We start from the raw sequence: 17085 nt of genomic DNA, 5'->3' as shown, positions 1-17085 counted from the left end.
TCGGCGCGGTGCAGGCGTAGAGTCATCGCATCACCGCACATCTCGCAACGGCTTCGACCGGTGACTGAGGGTCACGTGCGCTCCCGCCGCAAGTTCGAGCAGGAGCAAGCATGTCGCAGTTTCGCCTTTCCGAATGGATCGTGCCGCCGGTGGTGGTTCCGCTGTTCCTTCTGCTGCTGGTGTGCGCGGCGGCCATCTTCAATGGCTAGGGCCATTCGCGTGCCCTATCTCGTCAGCGCCACCAACGAATATGGCTGCGCCAATCTCGGCCGCGGCAGCGCCAGCCTTGCGCTGCGGCTGGCGCGAAAATTCCTGCGCGACGGCGCCATCGACGTGAGGGTCTGCACGCCGCGCGGACGCGTGCTGCAATCGGACGAACTGGACGAACTCGCACCCCCAGATAAATCTCAGAAGGAGACCGACATGGCCAAGGGACAGCAACGCGGCAATCGCGAGACCAAGAAGCCGAAGAAGGACAAGGCCAAGGTGATCGCGGCAGCGCCGAGCCGCAAGGATGTGGCCTGGCAGCCGGATTTCGGACCGGGGAAGAAGAAGTAGCGGCTTCCTTCGCCCGCCCCGCCTGCGGGGCGAGGGAGCGTAGCGCCGTCGCGGCTGAGTTCGCCGGCTCCTCGCCGTCGCGCTTTTTTGCTATACTCGTCCCGGTAGCATTACCGGGAGGGGATGACCCGTGGAGCACGACCGCACGACCGCGCCGAAAAACCTCGTCATCTGCTGTGACGGCACCGGCAACGAGATCTCGGAGAACATCTCCAACGTCCTGAAGCTCTATCGCTGCCTGCGCAAGACCGACAGGACGCAGCCGCGGCAGATGGTGTTTTACGATCCGGGCGTCGGCACGGTGACGGAGCCGACGACGTGGCACCGGCTCAAGGCCAATATCAACCTGGTGCTGGGGCTCGCCACCGGCTACGGGCTCGACGACAACGTGCTGTCGGCCTATTGCTTCCTGGTCGAGCATTACGCGCCGGGCGACCGCATCTACCTGTTCGGCTTTTCGCGCGGGGCCTACACGGTTCGCGTGCTGGCGGGGCTGATCCACAAGGTCGGGCTGATCAGGCCGGAGCAGGCGAACCTCGCAGGCTCGGGCCTCGTCGCCTACAAGCAATATTCCGGCACCGGGCGCGGCAACGACCTCGAGGATCTCTCGGACGTCGCCTTCGACGACCAGGGGCCGCTGCCGAAGGACGAGTTCGATCTCGCCGCCCAGTTCGCGCGCATCACCTCGACGCGCTGGCCGACCATCCATTTCATCGGCGTGTGGGACACCGTGGCGAGCGTGATCGTGCCGCGCGCCGACCGGCTGTTCTGGCCGAGCCTGGAGGAGCTCGCCTTCACGTTGCGCAACCCCAGCGTCAAGATCTTCCGGCAGGCGATCGCGATCGACGAGCGGCGCTGCATGTTCCGCCTCAAGAAGTACTGGGAGCCGCAGGAGTTCTGGAGCAACCGGTATGTCCCCGACGAGAAGAAGGTGCCGCAGGACATTCTGCAGGTGTGGTTCGCCGGCGTGCACAGTGACGTCGGCGGCGGCTATCCGGAGGCGCAAAGCGGGGACTCGAAATATCCGCTGATCTGGATGATCGCGGAGGCGGAGAAGGCGGGGCTGAACTTCAACCCGGCGACCATCAAGCAGCTCGCCTGGGGCATCCAGCGCAAGAACTCACCGTTCCAATATGTCGAGCCGGCCTACACTGGGAAGACGGGCGTGCTGCACGATTCGATGACGCCGGGCTGGCGGGTTCTGGAATATCTGCCGAAGAGCGCGAAGTACCGGGAGTGGCCGGAGCGGAAAGTGTTTCTCGGCTTCTACATCCCCGATTGCGAGCCGCGCCCCATCCCCGAAGGCGCGCATGTGCATGAGAGCGTGTTGAAGCGGATGGCCGTGGAGCCGGACTATCGGCCGGTGAATTTACCGAAGGAGTACGTGACGGTGCCGATGCCGGTGGGGCCGCAGCATGCGGAGATGGAGACGGCGGAGATGTGAGGAGGGCGGCGCTCTCATTAACGGGTGTGGAGGCAGGTGCGCCAACATCACCGCGGTCGTCCCTGCGAAAGCAGGGACCCATAACCACAGGAAGTGGTTTGGCGAAGACTCGTTGTTCGGGACTGCTTTCGGGCGCAACCGAGACATCACGCGGTATGGGTCCCTGCTTTCGCAGGGACGACGACGGAGTTTGAGGCGGCCCCACCCCGCTACCGCCGCTTTCTTCCTTCGCCGCTACTTTTCATTAAAATTCTCCCGCCCGCCTTAGCCGGATCGCATCAACTCATCCGCATCATCCTGCACAGGATCCACCGCTAGACCTGCGGAATTGGAGGAGAGTGCCAATGTATCCGCGTAAATATGCCCGCGTGAAGCCTGCCGGGCTGGTGTCGCGCCAGGCCAAGATCATCACCGACCCGCGCGCACCTGTGATCAACTGCACGCTGATCGACTATTCGCCCGGCGGCGCCTGCGTCGATCTCGGCGGCCAGGTGAACATCCCCGACAGATTCGAGCTGCTGCACGTCAACACCAAGAAGCGCTGCCGCATCGCCTGGAAGCGCGGCACGCGGGTGGGCGTGGTGTTCTGAGGGACATCTTGCTTGCCCTCCCCTTGCGGGGGAGGGTCAAGAGGAAGCTACTTCCGCATCCTCGCTTTCGCGCCGCCGACGATCTGCATGGCGACGCCGGCGATCCAGCCGAGCAGAGCGAGCCAGGTCCAGGCCATGTGCGGGTCGAGACGGAGCACGATGACGGCGACGGAGGCGAGCGCGGTGAGCGTGGCGCAGAGCGTGCCGGCGGCGCTGAGGAATTCGGCGGCGTCGATCGCGCTATGCGCCTCGTCGAACGGCAATTGCGGCGTGTCGATGCCGAGATAGAAGCCGACGAAGCCCAGCAGCATCATCACCATCAGAAACCCCTGCGTGGTGAGCGCTGATATCGCCGATCCCACATAGGCGCCGACGAACAGCCCGCACGCCGCGCCGGCCATCGCAAGCCCCACGCGCTCGAACACATGGGCGGTTTGGCGAACACGAAAACGCATGGCGGGCCTCCGCGAGGAGTGGGGTCGCGCAAGGTTAGGCCAGTTTTGCGGGGGGTGGAAGCTGGGGAGATTTACGGAGGGGGAGGGGTGGGCGAAAGCGCCGCGCGACATTCTCCGCTGTCGTCCCTGCGCACGCAGGGACCCATAACCACAGGAAGTGGTGAGGCGAAGACTCTTAGTTAAGTTGTCAACCGGCACCGCGCGCCATCGATGGATCACGCGGTATGGGTCCCTGCATGCGCAGGGACGACAGCAGAGTTTGTGGCGCGGGTATCGCGCCACACGTGCAGCACGCACACGCGGCCCCTACCGCGCCCCGAACGTGGTCTTGCCGAACAGCGCCTTCTGCGTCGAGGGCTGCGAGCGCCAGTATTGCGGCGGGGCTTCGACCTCGCCGCCGACATCGGCGGCGGCGTGCCAGGCCCAGCGCGGGTCGTAGAGCATGCCGCGGGCGAGCGCGACCATGTCGGCCTTGCCGGATGCGACGATCTCTTCGGCCTGCCTGCCGTCGGTGATCAGGCCGACGGCGATCGTCGGCAATCCGGTCTCGCGCTTGATCGCCTCCGCGAACTGCACCTGATAGCCGGGGCCGAGCGGGATCTTCTGCAGCGGCGAGACGCCGCCGGAGGAGGCATCGATCCAGTCGACGCCGCGCGCCTTCAGCGCGTTGGCGAACTCGATCGTCTGCGCCAGATCCCAGCCGCCCTCGACCCAGTCGGTCGACGACACCCGCATGCCGACCGGCTTGTCGTGCGGGAAGACGGCGCGCACCGCATCAAAGATCTCGAGCGGAAAGCGCATGCGGTTCTGCAAAGACCCGCCATATTCGTCGGTGCGCCTGTTGGAGATCGGCGACAGGAACTGATGCAAGAGATAGCCGTGCGCGCCGTGCAGCTCGATGGCGTCGATGCCGATGCGCTCGGCGCGGCGAGCTGCATCGACGAAGGCCTCGCGGATGCGCTTGAGGCCCGCTGCGTCCAGCGCGAGCGGCGCGGCTTCGCCTTCCTTGTGCGGCAGCGCCGATGGCGCCACCGTCTGCCAGCCGCCCTGCTCCACCGGGATCAGCTGGCCGCCGTCCCAGGGCCGCGCGCTCGACGCTTTCCGGCCCGCATGGGCGAGCTGCATCGCGATCGCGGTGGAGGAATGCTTGCGCACCGAGGCGAGCACCTGCTTCAGCGCGGCCTCGGCGGCATCGCTGTAGAGCCCGAGGCAGCCCGGCGTGATGCGGCCGATCGCCTCGACATGGGTCGCCTCGATGCAGAACATCGCCGCGCCCGACAGGCTGAGATTGTTGATGTGGGTGAAGTGCCAGTCATTGGCGACGCCGTCGTCGGCCGAATATTGGCACATCGGCGACACCACGATGCGGTTCTTCAACGTCAGGCCGCGCAGCTTGATCGGGGAAAACAGGACGCTCATGCGGGGGAGTTCCGGGGGATGAGAGGGGCAGTGGAAAGAGTGTAGTATGCGGACAGACGATTGCTAGGCGCGCTGGGGAATGGCGGCTCGCCTCGGCGTGCATTCCCGCAATGTGGTCGCGAGATGACGCGGCAAATTCCGCTGTCATCCCGGACAAGCGTCAGCGCAGATCCGGGATCCATAGCCACAGGACAAAGTCGTCGAGCGAACTGCCACTCCGGGTCATCGTCAAATCACGCCTTGTGGGTATGGGTCCCGGACTCGCGACTTCGTCGCGCCCCGGGACGACAGCAGTGGCCTACTCCGCCAGCGTGAATTGCAGCAGCAGGGTCCGCTGCAGCATCGAAAAATTGTCGTCGGAGATCAGCGTCAGCACGGTCTCGCCGTCGGGCGTGACGTGGGCGTCGATGCCTTCCATGTTGTCGACCTCGTGGCCGAGATCGGCGGCGAACAGCGCGGGGCCGTCGACCAGCGCGCCAGGGGCGATCGACTTCAGCGGGATCGAGCGGATGCGGATGTTGACGCCGGTGAACCAGGAGAATTTGCGCTCCAGGATCAGAAGCTCGCCGGAGGGCAGCAGCACGGCATCGCTGATGTCGTATTTCTCGGTGCGGCGCACGCTGAACTGGCCGGGCGAGGGACCGCCGATCAGGAAGGCTGTGAGGTTGCCGTCGGCATCCAGCCCGCGCTCGGAGAAGGCGATCAGGGTGCCCGCCAGCGGCATGTTCTGGTCTTTGCCCTTGTCCTTTTCTTTGGGCACGACGACCAGCGCCTCCAGCCCCTTGTTGGAGGGCAGCTTGCGGATCCCCGCCGGCACCGGCACCACCTCGCCGCGCGCGCGCGTGCCGCCCTTGGAGAAGTCGTAGCGCAGGATCTGGTTGACGCGCTCGAGCCCGACATAGACGAAATTGCCGTCGCGCGCGATCGATTCCGAATCCCACCACAGGCGCTTTTCCGTGATCGGCCGCCCCTCGGCGCCGAGCAGCGGCGCGGCCTCGACGTCGTCGAGCCCGGTCATCTTGCCATTGGCGTAGCGGATGCGACCGGTGAACCAGCCGCCCTGGTCGGAGACCGCGAGGAAGCCCTCGCCCTTGGCGTCGAGCCGGATGCCGGACAATCCGCCAAAGCCGCGATAGCGCGAGGTCAGCACCAGGCCGCTGCGATAGTCCAGCGAGCCGAAGCGCGTGCGCGTGCGGTCGCGCGGCTCGAAATTGGGAATGGCGCGCGCGTTGACCTCGACGCTGACAGGCTCGACGACGGCGTTCTCGACCTGAAGCGCGCGCGGCGGCGGCTCGGCCGCGGCTTGCGCCAGCGCGAAGCGAGAGACTGCGAGTGTGGAAAATCCCGCCGCTGCAAAGCCGATAAAGCTGCGGCGGGATCGATGCGTGCTCACGAATGCAATTTGCGTCGCGGGCGACCGGCCGGCTGGGTGGGTGCGGTGTTGGTCTCGCTGAAGAGTTCAGCGAGCTTCTCGGTGATGGCGCCGCCGAGCTCCTCGGCATCCACGATCGTCACGGCGCGGCGATAATAGCGCGTCACGTCGTGGCCGATGCCGATCGCGATCAGCTCGACCGGCGAGCGGGTCTCGATCTCCTCGATGATGTGGCGCAGATGCCGCTCGAGATAATTGCCGGGATTGACCGACAGCGTGGAATCGTCGACCGGCGCACCGTCCGAGATCATCATCAGGATCTTGCGCTGCTCGGGCCGGCCCAGGAGGCGCTTATGCGCCCAGTCCAGCGCCTCGCCGTCGATGTTCTCCTTGAGGAGACCCTCGCGCATCATCAGGCCGAGATTTTTTCGCGCACGACGCCACGGAGCATCCGCCGACTTGTAGATGATGTGGCGGAGATCGTTGAGGCGGCCGGGATTGGCCGGCTTGCCGGCGGCAAGCCACGCTTCGCGGGACTGGCCACCTTTCCAGGCGCGCGTGGTAAATCCCAAAATCTCGACCTTGACGCCGCAACGCTCCAGCGTGCGCGCGAGGATGTCGGCGCAGGTCGCCGCGACCGTAATGGGCCGTCCGCGCATGGAGCCGGAATTGTCGAGCAGCAGCGTCACCACGGTGTCGCGGAACGTGGCCTCCTTCTCGTGCATGAAGGACAGCGGATGATAGGGATCGGTGACGACGCGCGACAGGCGCGCGGGGTCCAGAATGCCCTCTTCGAGATCGAACTCCCAGGCGCGGTTCTGCTGCGCCATCAGGCGGCGCTGCAGGCGGTTCGCGAGGCGGGCGACGATGCCCTGAAGATGCGCGAGCTGCTTGTCGAGATAGGCGCGCAGGCGCTCCAGCTCGTCATGGTCGCAGAGGTCTTCGGCGGCGATGATCTCGTCGAATTTCGGCGCGAAGGCGTGATATTCCGGCCCGCGCGGCTCGTTCTTGCCGTGCGAATTCGGACGCGTCGCCTCGCCCGGCGTCTCGTCGTCACCGAGCTCACCGTCGTCGAACGTGTCCGAGGTCGAGGCCTGCGCGCTTTCCATCGCGCTCTCGCTCATCTCTTCCGAGCTCGCCTGCGCCTGGTCGGCGCTCATCTCCTGCGCGGCGTCGGAATCGGGCGAGCCTTCGGCGCCGGACTGGTCGTTGTCGCCGTCCTGGTTCTCGTCGTTCTCGTCATTGTCTTCGCTGTCGGCGTTGCGCTCGTCGCCGATATCGAGCGCGGTCAGGAGATCGTGCACGGCGTCGCCGAACCGGGTCTGGTCCTCGACCAGGGTGTCGAGCCGGTCGAGCCGCTTGCCGATCTTGTCTTCGAGAATGGGACGCCAGAGATCGACCATCTTCTTCGCGGCCGTCGGCGGCGCCATGCCGGTCAGGCGCTCGCGCACCAGCATCGCCAGCGCGTCGGCCAGCGGCGCGTCGGCACGGTCGGTGATCTCGTCGAACTTGCCGCGGTGGAAATGGTCGTCGAGCATCGCGGTGAGGTTTTTCGCAACGCCCGCCATGCGGCGCGCGCCGATCGCCTCCACCCTCGCCTGCTCCACCGCCTCGAACACGCCGCGCGCCTGCGGATTGCCGGGCATCAGCTTGCGATGCAGCTTGGCATCGTGACAGGCGATCTTGAGCGCGATGGAATCGGCATGACCGCGCACGATGGCGGCATCACGCTTGGTCATTTTGCGCGCGGGCTCGGGCAGCCGCGCCTTGCCGGGCGCGAGGCCCGGCCGCTCGGCCGCGAAACTGACGTCCAGCTCCGGCGTCTTGGCGATCGCCTTGAGGCAGGAGGCCACCGAGCGCTTGAACGGCTCGGTCGGCGCTTCCTTGGTGCTGCGGAATTTGGAGTTGGAGGTGGTCATCTGACCCTATCTGTCGTCCCGGCGAACGCCGGGACCCATAACCACCGGCCGCTCTCGTGTCAGGAAACTATCAGCGTCGTTTCAATCGAAACATCACGCGGTATGGGTCCCGGCGTTCGCCGGGACGACACACCGTGAGAGATCAGCTCAGCGCCACATTCACCGCCGATTCCGGCAGCTCTGCGTTGAAGCAGCGCTGGTAGAACTCGGCGACCAGGGGACGTTCGAGCTCGTCGCACTTGTTGAGGAAGGTGACGCGGAACGCGAAGCCGATATCGCCGAAGATGTCGGCGTTCTCCGCCCAGGTGATCACCGTGCGCGGGCTCATCACCGTCGACAGATCGCCATTGGCGAAAGCGTTACGGGTGAGATCGGCGAGGCGCACCATCTTGTTGACGATGTCGCGGCCTTCCTGCGTGCGATAATGCTTGGCCTTGGCCAGCACGATCTCCACTTCCTCGTCATGGCTGAGATAGTTCAGCGTGGTGACGATCGACCAGCGGTCCATCTGGCCCTGGTTGATCTGCTGGGTGCCGTGATAGAGGCCCGAGGTGTCGCCGAGGCCAACCGTATTCGCCGTGGCGAAAAGCCGGAACGCCGGATGCGGCTTGATCACCTTGTTCTGGTCGAGCAGCGTCAGGCGGCCCGAGACTTCCAGCACGCGCTGGATCACGAACATCACGTCGGGGCGGCCGGCGTCGTATTCGTCGAACACCAGTGCGACATTGTTCTGCAGCGCCCAGGGCAGGATACCGTCGCGGAATTCGGTGACCTGCTTGCCGTCACGGACCACGATCGAGTCCTTGCCGACGAGGTCGATACGGCTGATGTGGCTGTCAAGGTTGACGCGGACGCAGGGCCAGTTCAGCCGTGCCGCGACCTGCTCGATATGGGTGGATTTGCCGGTGCCGTGATAGCCGGTCACCATCACGCGGCGGTTGCGGGCGAAGCCGGCGAGAATGGCGAGCGTGGTGGCGCGGTCGAAGCGATAGTCGGAATCGACTTCGGGCACGTGAGGATCGACTTCGGAATAGGCAGGGACTTCGAGATCGCTGTCGATCCCGAACACCTGCCGCACCGACACCTTCATGTCGGGCAGACCGGAAACTTCCTCAACTTTGGACAGGGCGGCGGTCGTCATCAATCCTCCGAGGTCCCGGGCGGTCCCGAAACCAGTTATTTGCACGTTGGCTGCGGCTGGGTGCTGAAAATCAACCTATCAGAGACCAGTGGCCGGCAGAAGCCCGTGCCACAATCAAAGTTCCATTGTCTTTTCATTTAGATAGGCAAGGAACGCAGTTTTTGGAGGGCTGCCTTGCGAATCACGCTCGAATTTCGCGCCGGGGCGGGCGGTCCTGTCGACGCGAATGGCACTTTCGCCGCACGCCCTTACTTATGTAGGGTCGAACGGCCGTCATTCCGGGGCGCGCACAGCGCGAACCCGGAATCTCGAGATTCCGGGTTCGATGCTTCGCATCGCCCCGGAATGACAGCGCCTCTGGAGACGACGTGACGTCCTTCCTCGATCCCCTCATCTCGTTCGTCTCGGCCCATCCGTGGCTGGCCTATCTGACCCTGTTCCTGGCCGCCCTGCTCGAAGCGGTCCCGGTGGTGGGGTCGGTGATCCCCGGCTCGACCATCATTCTGGCGCTCAGTGCCCTGGTTCCAGGCGGCGAGCTGAAGCTGCAATGGGTGCTGCTGGCGGCGGCGGTCGGCGCCGTGCTCGGTGACGGCTCGGCCTACTGGATCGGGCACCGGCAGCAGCGCGAGATCCTCAACACCTGGCCGCTGACCAATTATCCCCGCGTGGTCGCCGAGAGCGAAAGCTTCTTCCACCGCTTCGGCACCTGGGCCGTATTCTTCGCCCGTTTCGTGCCGCCGATCCGGGCCTTCGTGCCGGTCACGGCGGGCGCGCTGGGCATGGCGCCGGCAAGATTCTACGCGGTGAACATCCCGGCGATCCTGGTCTGGGCCCCCGCGCACGTGCTGCCGGGCGTGCTGGCGGTGTCGGCCCTGCACGAATATGCCGGGCTGCATCACCACGGGCATGTCGGCAAGCACATCTGGATGGTGACGGTGGTTGCGGTTGCGATCGTTGGCGGTCTGGCGGTGTGGATCTATCGGAGGCGGAACGGCGGCGGTGTCGTGGAAGCGAAGCCGCGGGTGTAGGAAGTCGCCACACCAAAAGTGTCGTCCCTGCGCACGCAGGGACCCATACCGCGTGATCTATCTATAAGACGGCGGTGCTTGTACCCCGGGAGGACTCTTCCACAACCAGTCTTCGCCAAACTGCTTCCTGGGGTTATGGGTCCCTGCGTTCGCAGGGACGACAGCGGAATATGACGCGCTCGCAGTGCCGCTAACCCGCAGCCCCCACTCTTCTCCCCGGCGCAGGTCCCACATACCGCGCCCTCGGCCTGATCAGCTTGCCGAACTGCAATTGCTCGCTGGCGTGCGCGATCCAGCCGACGCTGCGGGCCATGGCGAACAGAGCGAGCTCGCTGCCGGCGGGCAGGCGCAGCGCGTGCACGAGCACCGCGAGGGCATAGTCGATATTGACGAATTCGCCGGTCGCCTCCGCGATCCGCTCCGGCACCTCGCGCGTGAATTTTCGCGGCGCGCCGGCGCGGGAGAGCGCATTCAGCAGCGATTGCGCGCGGGGATCGCCGCGCTTGTAGACGCCATGGCCGAAGCCGGCAAAACGTTCGCCGAGCGCGACGCGCTCGCGCACCATCGGGGCGACGTCTCGATCGATCAGCGTCTTGACGAGCTGCGAGGCCAGCACGCTCGCGCCGCCGTGCTTCGGCCCCTTCAACGAGGCGAGACCGGCGATCACGGCATCATAGAGGTTGAGGCCGGTCGAAGCCGCGCAGCGCGCGGTGAAGGTCGAGGCGTTCAGCTCGTGGTCGGCAAGCAGCACCAACGCGCGGCGGATCAGATCGGGCGCGTGCTTGTTGTCCGCCGCCCAGGCTTTTGCGATCTGCTGATGCAGCGGCTCGGCCGAGGGTTCGGCATTGAGCATGGTCGCGACCAGCAGCCGGACGATCCGTCCGCCGACCATGGCGCGACCGTCGGGCGCACGGGTGAACGCACGAGGATCGACGCTCGCGGCCAGCGCGAGCACGGCGATGGCGCGGTCGATCGGCGCGGCCCGGCGTGCAGCTTCTGCGATCGTGCGCATCTCTTCGGAGAGCGCGGGCTGATTGTCCGGAGCGAACGGGTCGACCTCGGAGACATCCCACAGCAGCGTCGCGGTGTGCTCCAGCGTGTCGTTCTCGGCGAGATCGACGCAATTGACGCCCCGATAGATCGCGCCCTCTTCGGTGATGGTCGAGATCTCCGTGTCCATGACAGGCAGGTCGGCGTCGAAGCTGCGCAGGCCGCGCGGCTCCGGGGACGGCACCCGGCGCTCCTTCAGTGCGCGAACGTCCTCGGCGCGGTAGCGGTTTTTGCGCGAGTCCGGCGTCGGCTCGGAGCGGATCAGGCCGCGGCTGACATAGGCGTAGAGCGTGGCCGGCGAGATCGCGAGCTCGGCGGCGGCTTCCCGGGCGGAGAGATAGAGCCCCTCGGAATTTTTCATATTGATTTATGTAATCAAGATTGATCAATTTGTCGAGAGGCCCGAATTTCCCTTGGTGCAACGCAAAGGGAGATTTGGGCCATGAACATCCACCTCACCAAAAGCCAGATCGGGCTGGACGGCGTTCCCGCGGCCGAGACCGTGCTGAGCCATGTCGACGGCGAGCGCGGCGAACTGATCATCGCCGGCGAGCATGTCGGTCGACTGGCGAGCCAGTCGAGCTTCGAGGGCGTCACCGCCCGGCTCTGGAACGGCGCCAGCAAGACCACCCTCACCGAAGCCAATGTGCGGGCGAGCCTCGGCCTTGCGCGCGAGCGCGCCTTCGCTCGCCTGCCGGACCTGCTGCCGGCAACGCGCGGCATGGGCGTCATCGACGGGTTTCGCGCGGCGGTCGCAGGACTTCGCGCCGAGCACGGGCTCGAGCACGAGGCGACGATCGTCGGCGCGTTTCCGGTGATCGCAGGCGCGCTGGTCCGGCGCGCAAAAGGACTCGACCCGGTCGCACCCGATCCCAATGTCAGCCATGCCGCCGATACGCTGCGCATGCTGCACGGGCGCGCGCCTGAAACCGGCGAGGTCACCGCGCTCGATGCCTACCTCGTCACCGCCAGCGACCACGGCATGAACGCCTCGACCTTCACCGCACGCGTGGTGGCCTCGACGCAAGCCGATCTGTTTGCCGCGGTGACTGCGGGCTATTGCGCGCTCACGGGCCCGCTGCATGGCGGCGCGCCGGAGCCGGTGCTGGAGATGCTGGACGCGATCGGCTCGCGCGAGCGCATCCAGCCCTGGGTGGATGCGGCGCTGGCCCGCGGCGAACGGATGATGGGCTTCGGTCACCGCGTCTACCGCGTGCGCGATCCGCGCGCCGACGTGCTCAAGACCGCAGTCGAGGCGCTGGCGTCCAACGGCACCGATTTGCCCTTCGCCGGCGAGGTCGAGGCCTATATCCGCAGCGCGCTGCGCAAGAAAAATCCGGAGCGGCCGCTGGAGACCAATGTCGAGTTCTTCACCGCGATCCTGCTCGATGCGCTGGCGATCCCGAGGCAGGCGTTCACGCCGATCTTCGCGGTCGCGCGCGCCGCAGGCTGGACCGCGCATGCGCTCGAGCAGCGGCGGACCGGGCGGCTGATCAGGCCGAGTTCGTCGTATGTGGGGGCGATGCCGGAGGCGTAGGCGACCAGCGCGCGGAAAGAGGCGCAACAGCGGAGTCAATCAACTCCGCTGTCGTCCCTGCGAAAGCAATGCGAAAGCAGGGACCCATACCGCGTGATTTATCGGTGAGAGACAGGTGTGAGGACCACGGGAAGACCATTTCACTATGAGTCTTCGCCAAACGTCTCCCTGGGGTTATGGGTCCCGGATCTGCGCTCCGCTTGTCCGGGACGACACCGAGGGTTTGGCGCCGAGGTGCCTCGCACCTACACAGCGCCCGCGAGGCCCTACGCCTCCCGCACCACGGTCTTCAGATAATTATACGCCTTGATGATCTCGATCAGGCGATCTTCCGTCGAGCGGTCGCCGCCGTTGGCGTCGGGGTGGTGCTGCTTCACCAGGGCCTTGTACTTGGTCTTGACGTCGGCGAGCGTGGAATCGGGGCCGAGCCCCATGACCTGGAGCGCCTTGCGCTCGGCGTTCATCACCTTGCGCGTCTCGGCCTTGGGCGCGGCTTCGGGGCCCTTCCGCCAGCCCGCGCGGCCGTTGATCTCGCTGAACATGCTGAACGGATCGGCCGCCATGTCGATCTCGGCTTCCGCACCCTTCTTGCCGCCATTGGCGCCCATCTTCCAGGTCGGACGGTGGCCGGTCAGCGCATCCTTCTGGTAGCGCGCGACGGCATCGGCATTCATGCCGGAGAAGAAATTGTAGTTCTGGTTGTACTCGCGCACATGGTTCAGGCAGAAGTGCCAGTACTCGCGCTGGTTCTCGCGGCCCTTCGGCGCGCGATGCGCGCCCTTGTTCTGGCACCCGGCCCATTCGCAACCGACCGCGGTGTCGCGCGGCTTCACTTCCGGCTGCTTGCCCCGCGGCTTCACGCGGATGGAGTCGAAGAACTTTGATGAATCGATCGGCATGGCTGACTTTGACTACGCAATGCAAAAACCTTCAAGTCTTGACATTGCAATTAGCTGCGAACCCCGGCAATTGACGGGTGTGATCTCTGCACCCGGATGGCACAACATGGCTATGCGCGACACTATCAGCAACAAGTTGCAGGAAGCTTTCACGCCGGAAAGCCTCGATGTCGTCGACGAGTCACATCTGCATGAAGGCCACGCCGGCCATCGGCCAGGCGGTGAGACGCACTTCCGTGTGTATATCGTGTCTGATGCCTTCAAAGGGAAGAGCCGGGTCGAGCGCCACCGCATGATAAATTCGGCGCTGGCCGCGGAACTCTCCGGCAGCGTGCACGCGCTGGCGATCCAGGCGAAGGCGCCGGGGGAAAACTAGCTTCGTCATTCCGGGGCGACTGGAATCTCGAGATTCCGGATTAATGCTCCGCATCGCCCCGGAATGACTGGGGGCTTAGAACGACGTCCCCGCCCGTCTCGGCTTCGCCTCTTCCAGCTCCGCCTCGCGCGGCACCGGTGAAATACGGAGCGCGGTGATGCGGTTGCGCTCGCGGCGCAGCACGCGGAAGCGGAAGCCGTGGAACGTAAAACTCTGGCCGCGGTCGGGGATCGAGCGCGCCTCGTGGATGACGAGGCCGGCGACGGTGGTTGCCTCTTCATCGGGCAGGTGCCAGTCCATGGCGCGGTTGAGATCGCGGATCGGCACCGAGCCGTCGACCACGACCGAGCCGTCCGGCTGGGCGCGCACGCCCGCGACCACGACGTCGTGCTCGTCGGAGATGTCGCCGACGATCTCCTCCAAAATGTCTTCCAGCGTCACCAGACCTTCGACTTCGCCATACTCGTCGACGACGAGCGCGAAATGGGTCTTGCGGCGGCGGAAGGCCTTGAGCTGCTCTGCGAGCGGCCGCATCTCCGGCACGAACCAGGGCGGCAGCGCGATGGTGGAGACGTCGATGCGCGAGGTGTCGCCGTCCGCAGCACGGATCGCGCGCAGGAGGTCCTTGGCATGGAGCACGCCGATGATGTTCTCCGGCTTCTCGCGCCAGAGCGGGATGCGGGTGTATTCGGTCGCCAGCACCTCGCGCACCAGCTCCTCCGGCGGCAAATCGGCGTTGATCATCATCATTTCGGTGCGATGGATCATGACGTCGGAGACCTGGAGCTCGCGCAGGTCCAAGAGGCCGCCGAGCATGTCGCGGTCCTGCTTCTCGAACTTGCCCTCGTGGTGCAACAGGTCGACCGCGCCGCGCAGGCGCTCGGTCGGCGACAGGATCGCCTGGTGCTCGCCGGCGAGGCCGAACAGGCGCATGAGCAGGCGCACGATGACCTCGACGATGCGCAGCAGCGGCCCCAGCACGTACATCGTCAGCCGCATCGGGCGCGCGACCGCAAGCGCGACGCGGTCGGGCGCATTGATCGCGATGGTCTTGGGCAGCACCTCCGCGAAGATCACGACCAGCGCGGTCATCACGCCGGTCGCATAGAGCACGCCGACATCGCCGAACCAGGCCGTGAAGATGGCGGTGGCGATCGCCGAGGAGCCGATATTGGCGATGTTGTTGCCGAGCAGCAGCGCCCCGATCAGGCGCTCGCGCATGTCGAGCAGATCGGAGACGACATCGGCGTCGTGATTACCCTGCTTGGAGAGGCGGAGCATGCTGGCGCGCGAGGCGCCGGTCAGCGCGGTCTCGCTCGCGGCGAAGAACGCCGAGACCAGGAGGCAGAGGACGACGATGGTGAATCCGAGCCAGTCCATGCATCACTCGACAGCAAGTATCACGCCCTGAGGGCGAGCTTGTCCTTCAGGAAGTCCCGCACCGGGGCCGGCTCGACATCCTTCGCGATCACCGCGCGCCCGACGGCCTCCAGCAGGATGAAGGTGAGCTTGCCGCGCGTGACCTTCTTGTCCTGCGCCATCAAGGCCATCAGCGCGTCGGCATCGGCAAGCCCTTCCTGCGCAAAGCCCGCGATGTCCTGCAGGCGCGTCGGCAGGCCGGCTTCGATCAGATGCCGCTCGACGCGCGACGCATCGGCTTCGCCGATCATGCCGAGCTTTGCCGAGAACTGCGCCGCCAGCGTCATGCCGATGGCAACGCCTTCGCCGTGGAACAGGCGGTCGGAGAAGCCGGTCGCAGCTTCCAGCGCGTGACCGAAGGTATGGCCGAGATTGAGCAGCGCGCGCTCGCCGGTCTCGCGCTCGTCGCGGGAGACGATTCCGGCCTTGGCGCGGCAGGAGGTCGCGATCGCATGCTCGCGCGCCGAGCCGCCCTTGAAGATGTCGGAATGGTTCTTCTCCAGCCAGGTGAAGAAGGCTTCGTCGCCGAGCACGCCGTATTTGGCGACCTCGGCATAGCCGGCGCGGAACTGCCGCGGCGACAGCGTGTCGAGCACGGCGGTGTCGGCGACCACCAGCACCGGCTGGTGGAACGCGCCGAGCAAATTCTTGCCCTGCGGCGAGTTGATGCCGGTCTTGCCGCCGACGGATGAATCGACCTGCGCCAGCAGCGAGGTCGGCACCTGCACGAAATCGACGCCGCGGCGCAGGATCGCCGCGGCAAAGCCGGCGAGATCGCCGACCACGCCGCCGCCGAGCGCGATGACGAGATCGTTGCGCTCGATCTTGGCGGCGATCAGGGCCTCGCTGACCTTTTCGAGGCCGGCATAGGTCTTGGAGATCTCGCCTTCCGCGACGACGACGCGCGAGGTCGGGATGCCGCTGGCGGCAAGCGAAGCCTCGGTGGGCTCGAGCCAGTGTTTTGCAACGGTTCGATCCGTCACGATCGCGGTGCGCACGCCGGGACGCAAGGCCGCGACCCGTTCGCCGAGCGAGGCCAGCACCCCGCGGCCGATGACGATGTCATAGGCGCGATTCCCCAGCGCGACCTCGACGTTGACGGGATCGGAATGTTTCAACGGCGCAGTCATCGTATGGCACTCGCAACGTCGGCAGGTGGTTGGGTGGCTTGCTCACCACAGAGATGCGCGCGTAGCGCCTCGATGGTCTCCTCGACGATTCTGTCGTGCGGCACGTCGCGCGAGGCGATGGTGAGATCGGCATGGCCGTAGACCGGCTCGCGCTCGGTGAGCAGGCGCGTCACGGTTCCCTCGGGGTCGGCGGTCTGGAGCAGCGGGCGGTCGGCACGGCGCCGCACGCGGCGCATGATGACGTCGTGGTCCGCCTTGAGCCAGATCGACACCGCCTTCGCCGCGATGCGCGCGCGCGTCTCCTCGCGCATGAATGCGCCGCCGCCGGTCGCCAGCACCACCGGCCCGCTGTCGAGCAGCCGCGCGATCACCCTGGCCTCGCCGTCGCGGAAATATTGCTCGCCGTGGCGCTCGAAGATCTCCGGGATGGTCATCTGGGCCGAGGTCTCGATCTCGGTGTCGGCGTCGACGAAGGGAAGCTTCAGCCGGGTCGCCATGCGGCGGCCGATGGTGGATTTGCCCACCCCCATCATGCCGACGAGCACGATCGAGCGCGCCCCGAGCGCCGACAGGATGTCGGCTTCGGGCGAAGCTGGTATCGGCAACGCGGCGTCGGACATGGATATTGCTCTGGATCTCGCTCTGGATCTCGCTCGATCTGCCGCCAAAGGCGGCATGCTTTGGCCACCTATACGACCCCGCAGGGGGCCTCGCCAGTGGACTCTTGCCACGAAACGGCGAACATGTT

At 66.0% G+C, this 17085-nt stretch carries 16 protein-coding genes; 6 read left to right on the top strand and 10 right to left on the bottom strand.

Going from position 1 to position 17085, the window contains the following annotated elements:
• The first annotated feature begins 201 nt into the window (after positions 1-201).
• The 3 genes from XH81_RS10540 to XH81_RS10530 all read left to right on the top strand — a co-directional run bounded on the left by XH81_RS10540 (position 202) and on the right by XH81_RS10530 (position 2592).
• Complete coding sequence (locus XH81_RS10540) at positions 202-558, top strand: hypothetical protein (RefSeq protein ID WP_271596168.1); 357 nt, start codon at positions 202-204, stop codon at positions 556-558.
• 130 nt (positions 559-688) lie between these two features.
• A complete protein-coding gene (locus XH81_RS10535; RefSeq protein WP_038973644.1) occupies positions 689-2002 on the top strand; it encodes a DUF2235 domain-containing protein in 1314 nt (437 codons plus the stop codon).
• Positions 2003-2346: 344 nt separating this feature from the next.
• Positions 2347-2592: a PilZ domain-containing protein gene (locus XH81_RS10530; RefSeq protein WP_026201681.1), complete on the top strand. Its 246-nt coding sequence runs from the start codon at positions 2347-2349 to the stop codon at positions 2590-2592.
• Positions 2593-2639: 47 nt separating this feature from the next.
• Here the strand turns inward: XH81_RS10530 and XH81_RS10525 are convergent, their stop codons facing one another.
• The 5 genes from XH81_RS10525 to cobS form a co-directional block, all read right to left on the bottom strand.
• Positions 2640-3047: a hypothetical protein gene (locus XH81_RS10525; RefSeq protein WP_028141855.1), complete on the bottom strand. Its 408-nt coding sequence runs from the start codon at positions 3045-3047 to the stop codon at positions 2640-2642.
• 306 nt (positions 3048-3353) lie between these two features.
• Positions 3354-4466, bottom strand: coding sequence for an NADH:flavin oxidoreductase/NADH oxidase (locus XH81_RS10520; RefSeq protein ID WP_028141856.1), 1113 nt, complete (start codon positions 4464-4466; stop codon positions 3354-3356).
• 298 nt (positions 4467-4764) lie between these two features.
• Complete coding sequence (locus tag XH81_RS10515; protein ID WP_028141857.1) at positions 4765-5859, bottom strand: esterase-like activity of phytase family protein; 1095 nt, start codon at positions 5857-5859, stop codon at positions 4765-4767.
• Positions 5856-7757 (bottom strand): cobaltochelatase subunit CobT, encoded by a 1902-nt coding sequence (gene cobT, locus XH81_RS10510; protein ID WP_028141858.1) that lies wholly within the window; start codon positions 7755-7757, stop codon positions 5856-5858. The genes XH81_RS10515 and cobT overlap by 4 nt, the downstream gene beginning before the upstream one ends.
• Before the next feature lie 142 nt (positions 7758-7899).
• Positions 7900-8898, bottom strand: a complete 999-nt coding sequence (cobS, locus tag XH81_RS10505; RefSeq protein ID WP_028141859.1) for a cobaltochelatase subunit CobS — start codon at positions 8896-8898, stop codon at positions 7900-7902.
• A 368-nt stretch (positions 8899-9266) separates the two neighbouring features.
• Between cobS and XH81_RS10500 the strand changes: the two genes are divergently transcribed.
• Positions 9267-9926, top strand: a complete 660-nt coding sequence (locus XH81_RS10500) for a DedA family protein (RefSeq protein WP_028141860.1) — start codon at positions 9267-9269, stop codon at positions 9924-9926.
• A gap of 190 nt (positions 9927-10116) precedes the next feature.
• On the opposite strand, the gene XH81_RS10495 is transcribed toward XH81_RS10500, so the two are convergent.
• The gene (locus tag XH81_RS10495; RefSeq protein ID WP_028141861.1) at positions 10117-11337 is read right to left on the bottom strand and encodes a citrate/2-methylcitrate synthase; all 1221 of its coding nucleotides are present in this window, start codon (positions 11335-11337) and stop codon (positions 10117-10119) included.
• 81 nt (positions 11338-11418) lie between these two features.
• Here XH81_RS10495 and XH81_RS10490 point away from each other — a divergent pair, with 81 nt between their 5' ends.
• Positions 11419-12513 carry a citrate synthase/methylcitrate synthase gene (locus XH81_RS10490; RefSeq protein WP_028141862.1) on the top strand — a complete coding sequence of 365 codons (1095 nt, stop codon included), beginning with the start codon at positions 11419-11421 and terminating at the stop codon, positions 12511-12513.
• 266 nt (positions 12514-12779) lie between these two features.
• Here XH81_RS10490 and XH81_RS10485 read toward each other — a convergent pair whose 3' ends face one another.
• Positions 12780-13412 (bottom strand): J domain-containing protein, encoded by a 633-nt coding sequence (locus XH81_RS10485; protein ID WP_028141863.1) that lies wholly within the window; start codon positions 13410-13412, stop codon positions 12780-12782.
• A 106-nt stretch (positions 13413-13518) separates the two neighbouring features.
• On the opposite strand from XH81_RS10485, the gene XH81_RS10480 reads away from it, so the two are divergent.
• Positions 13519-13788, top strand: coding sequence for a BolA family protein (locus XH81_RS10480; RefSeq protein ID WP_028141864.1), 270 nt, complete (start codon positions 13519-13521; stop codon positions 13786-13788).
• 75 nt (positions 13789-13863) lie between these two features.
• Here the strand turns inward: XH81_RS10480 and XH81_RS10475 are convergent, their stop codons facing one another.
• From XH81_RS10475 to XH81_RS10465, 3 genes are read right to left on the bottom strand one after another with little or no spacing between them, the layout of a single operon-like run.
• Positions 13864-15168 (bottom strand): HlyC/CorC family transporter, encoded by a 1305-nt coding sequence (locus XH81_RS10475; protein ID WP_028141865.1) that lies wholly within the window; start codon positions 15166-15168, stop codon positions 13864-13866.
• Between the two features lie 20 nt (positions 15169-15188).
• A complete protein-coding gene (gene aroB, locus XH81_RS10470; protein WP_271596167.1) occupies positions 15189-16337 on the bottom strand; it encodes a 3-dehydroquinate synthase in 1149 nt (382 codons plus the stop codon).
• Entirely contained in the window at positions 16334-16957 is a 624-nt protein-coding gene (locus tag XH81_RS10465; protein WP_028141867.1) for a shikimate kinase, read from the bottom strand. The genes aroB and XH81_RS10465 overlap by 4 nt, the downstream gene beginning before the upstream one ends.
• Between the last annotated feature and the right edge of the window lie 128 nt (positions 16958-17085).

Origin of the sequence: Bradyrhizobium sp. CCBAU 25360, assembly GCF_028128695.1 — a bacterium.
Classification (GTDB): Bacteria; Pseudomonadota; Alphaproteobacteria; order Rhizobiales; family Xanthobacteraceae; genus Bradyrhizobium; species Bradyrhizobium ottawaense.
The sequence above is the reverse complement of the archived record's forward strand: the minus strand, read 5'-3'. Positions and strand labels throughout refer to the sequence as shown.

Bases quoted from the DNA above. Each gene is read 5' to 3' on its own strand.
- XH81_RS10520 (WP_028141856.1), bottom strand. From the start codon at position 4,466: ATGAGCGTCCTGTTTTCCCCGATCAAGCTGCGCGGCCTGACGTTGAAG.
- aroB (WP_271596167.1), bottom strand. From the start codon at position 16,337: ATGACTGCGCCGTTGAAACATTCCGATCCCGTCAACGTCGAGGTCGCG.
- XH81_RS10485 (WP_028141863.1), bottom strand. From the start codon at position 13,412: ATGCCGATCGATTCATCAAAGTTCTTCGACTCCATCCGCGTGAAGCCG.
- XH81_RS10540 (WP_271596168.1), top strand. From the start codon at position 202: ATGGCTAGGGCCATTCGCGTGCCCTATCTCGTCAGCGCCACCAACGAA.
- XH81_RS10530 (WP_026201681.1), top strand. From the start codon at position 2,347: ATGTATCCGCGTAAATATGCCCGCGTGAAGCCTGCCGGGCTGGTGTCG.
- XH81_RS10480 (WP_028141864.1), top strand. From the start codon at position 13,519: ATGGCTATGCGCGACACTATCAGCAACAAGTTGCAGGAAGCTTTCACG.
- cobT (WP_028141858.1), bottom strand. From the start codon at position 7,757: ATGACCACCTCCAACTCCAAATTCCGCAGCACCAAGGAAGCGCCGACC.
- XH81_RS10525 (WP_028141855.1), bottom strand. From the start codon at position 3,047: ATGCGTTTTCGTGTTCGCCAAACCGCCCATGTGTTCGAGCGCGTGGGG.
- XH81_RS10495 (WP_028141861.1), bottom strand. From the start codon at position 11,337: ATGAAAAATTCCGAGGGGCTCTATCTCTCCGCCCGGGAAGCCGCCGCC.
- XH81_RS10465 (WP_028141867.1), bottom strand. From the start codon at position 16,957: ATGTCCGACGCCGCGTTGCCGATACCAGCTTCGCCCGAAGCCGACATC.
- cobS (WP_028141859.1), bottom strand. From the start codon at position 8,898: ATGACGACCGCCGCCCTGTCCAAAGTTGAGGAAGTTTCCGGTCTGCCC.
- XH81_RS10490 (WP_028141862.1), top strand. From the start codon at position 11,419: ATGAACATCCACCTCACCAAAAGCCAGATCGGGCTGGACGGCGTTCCC.
- XH81_RS10475 (WP_028141865.1), bottom strand. From the start codon at position 15,168: ATGGACTGGCTCGGATTCACCATCGTCGTCCTCTGCCTCCTGGTCTCG.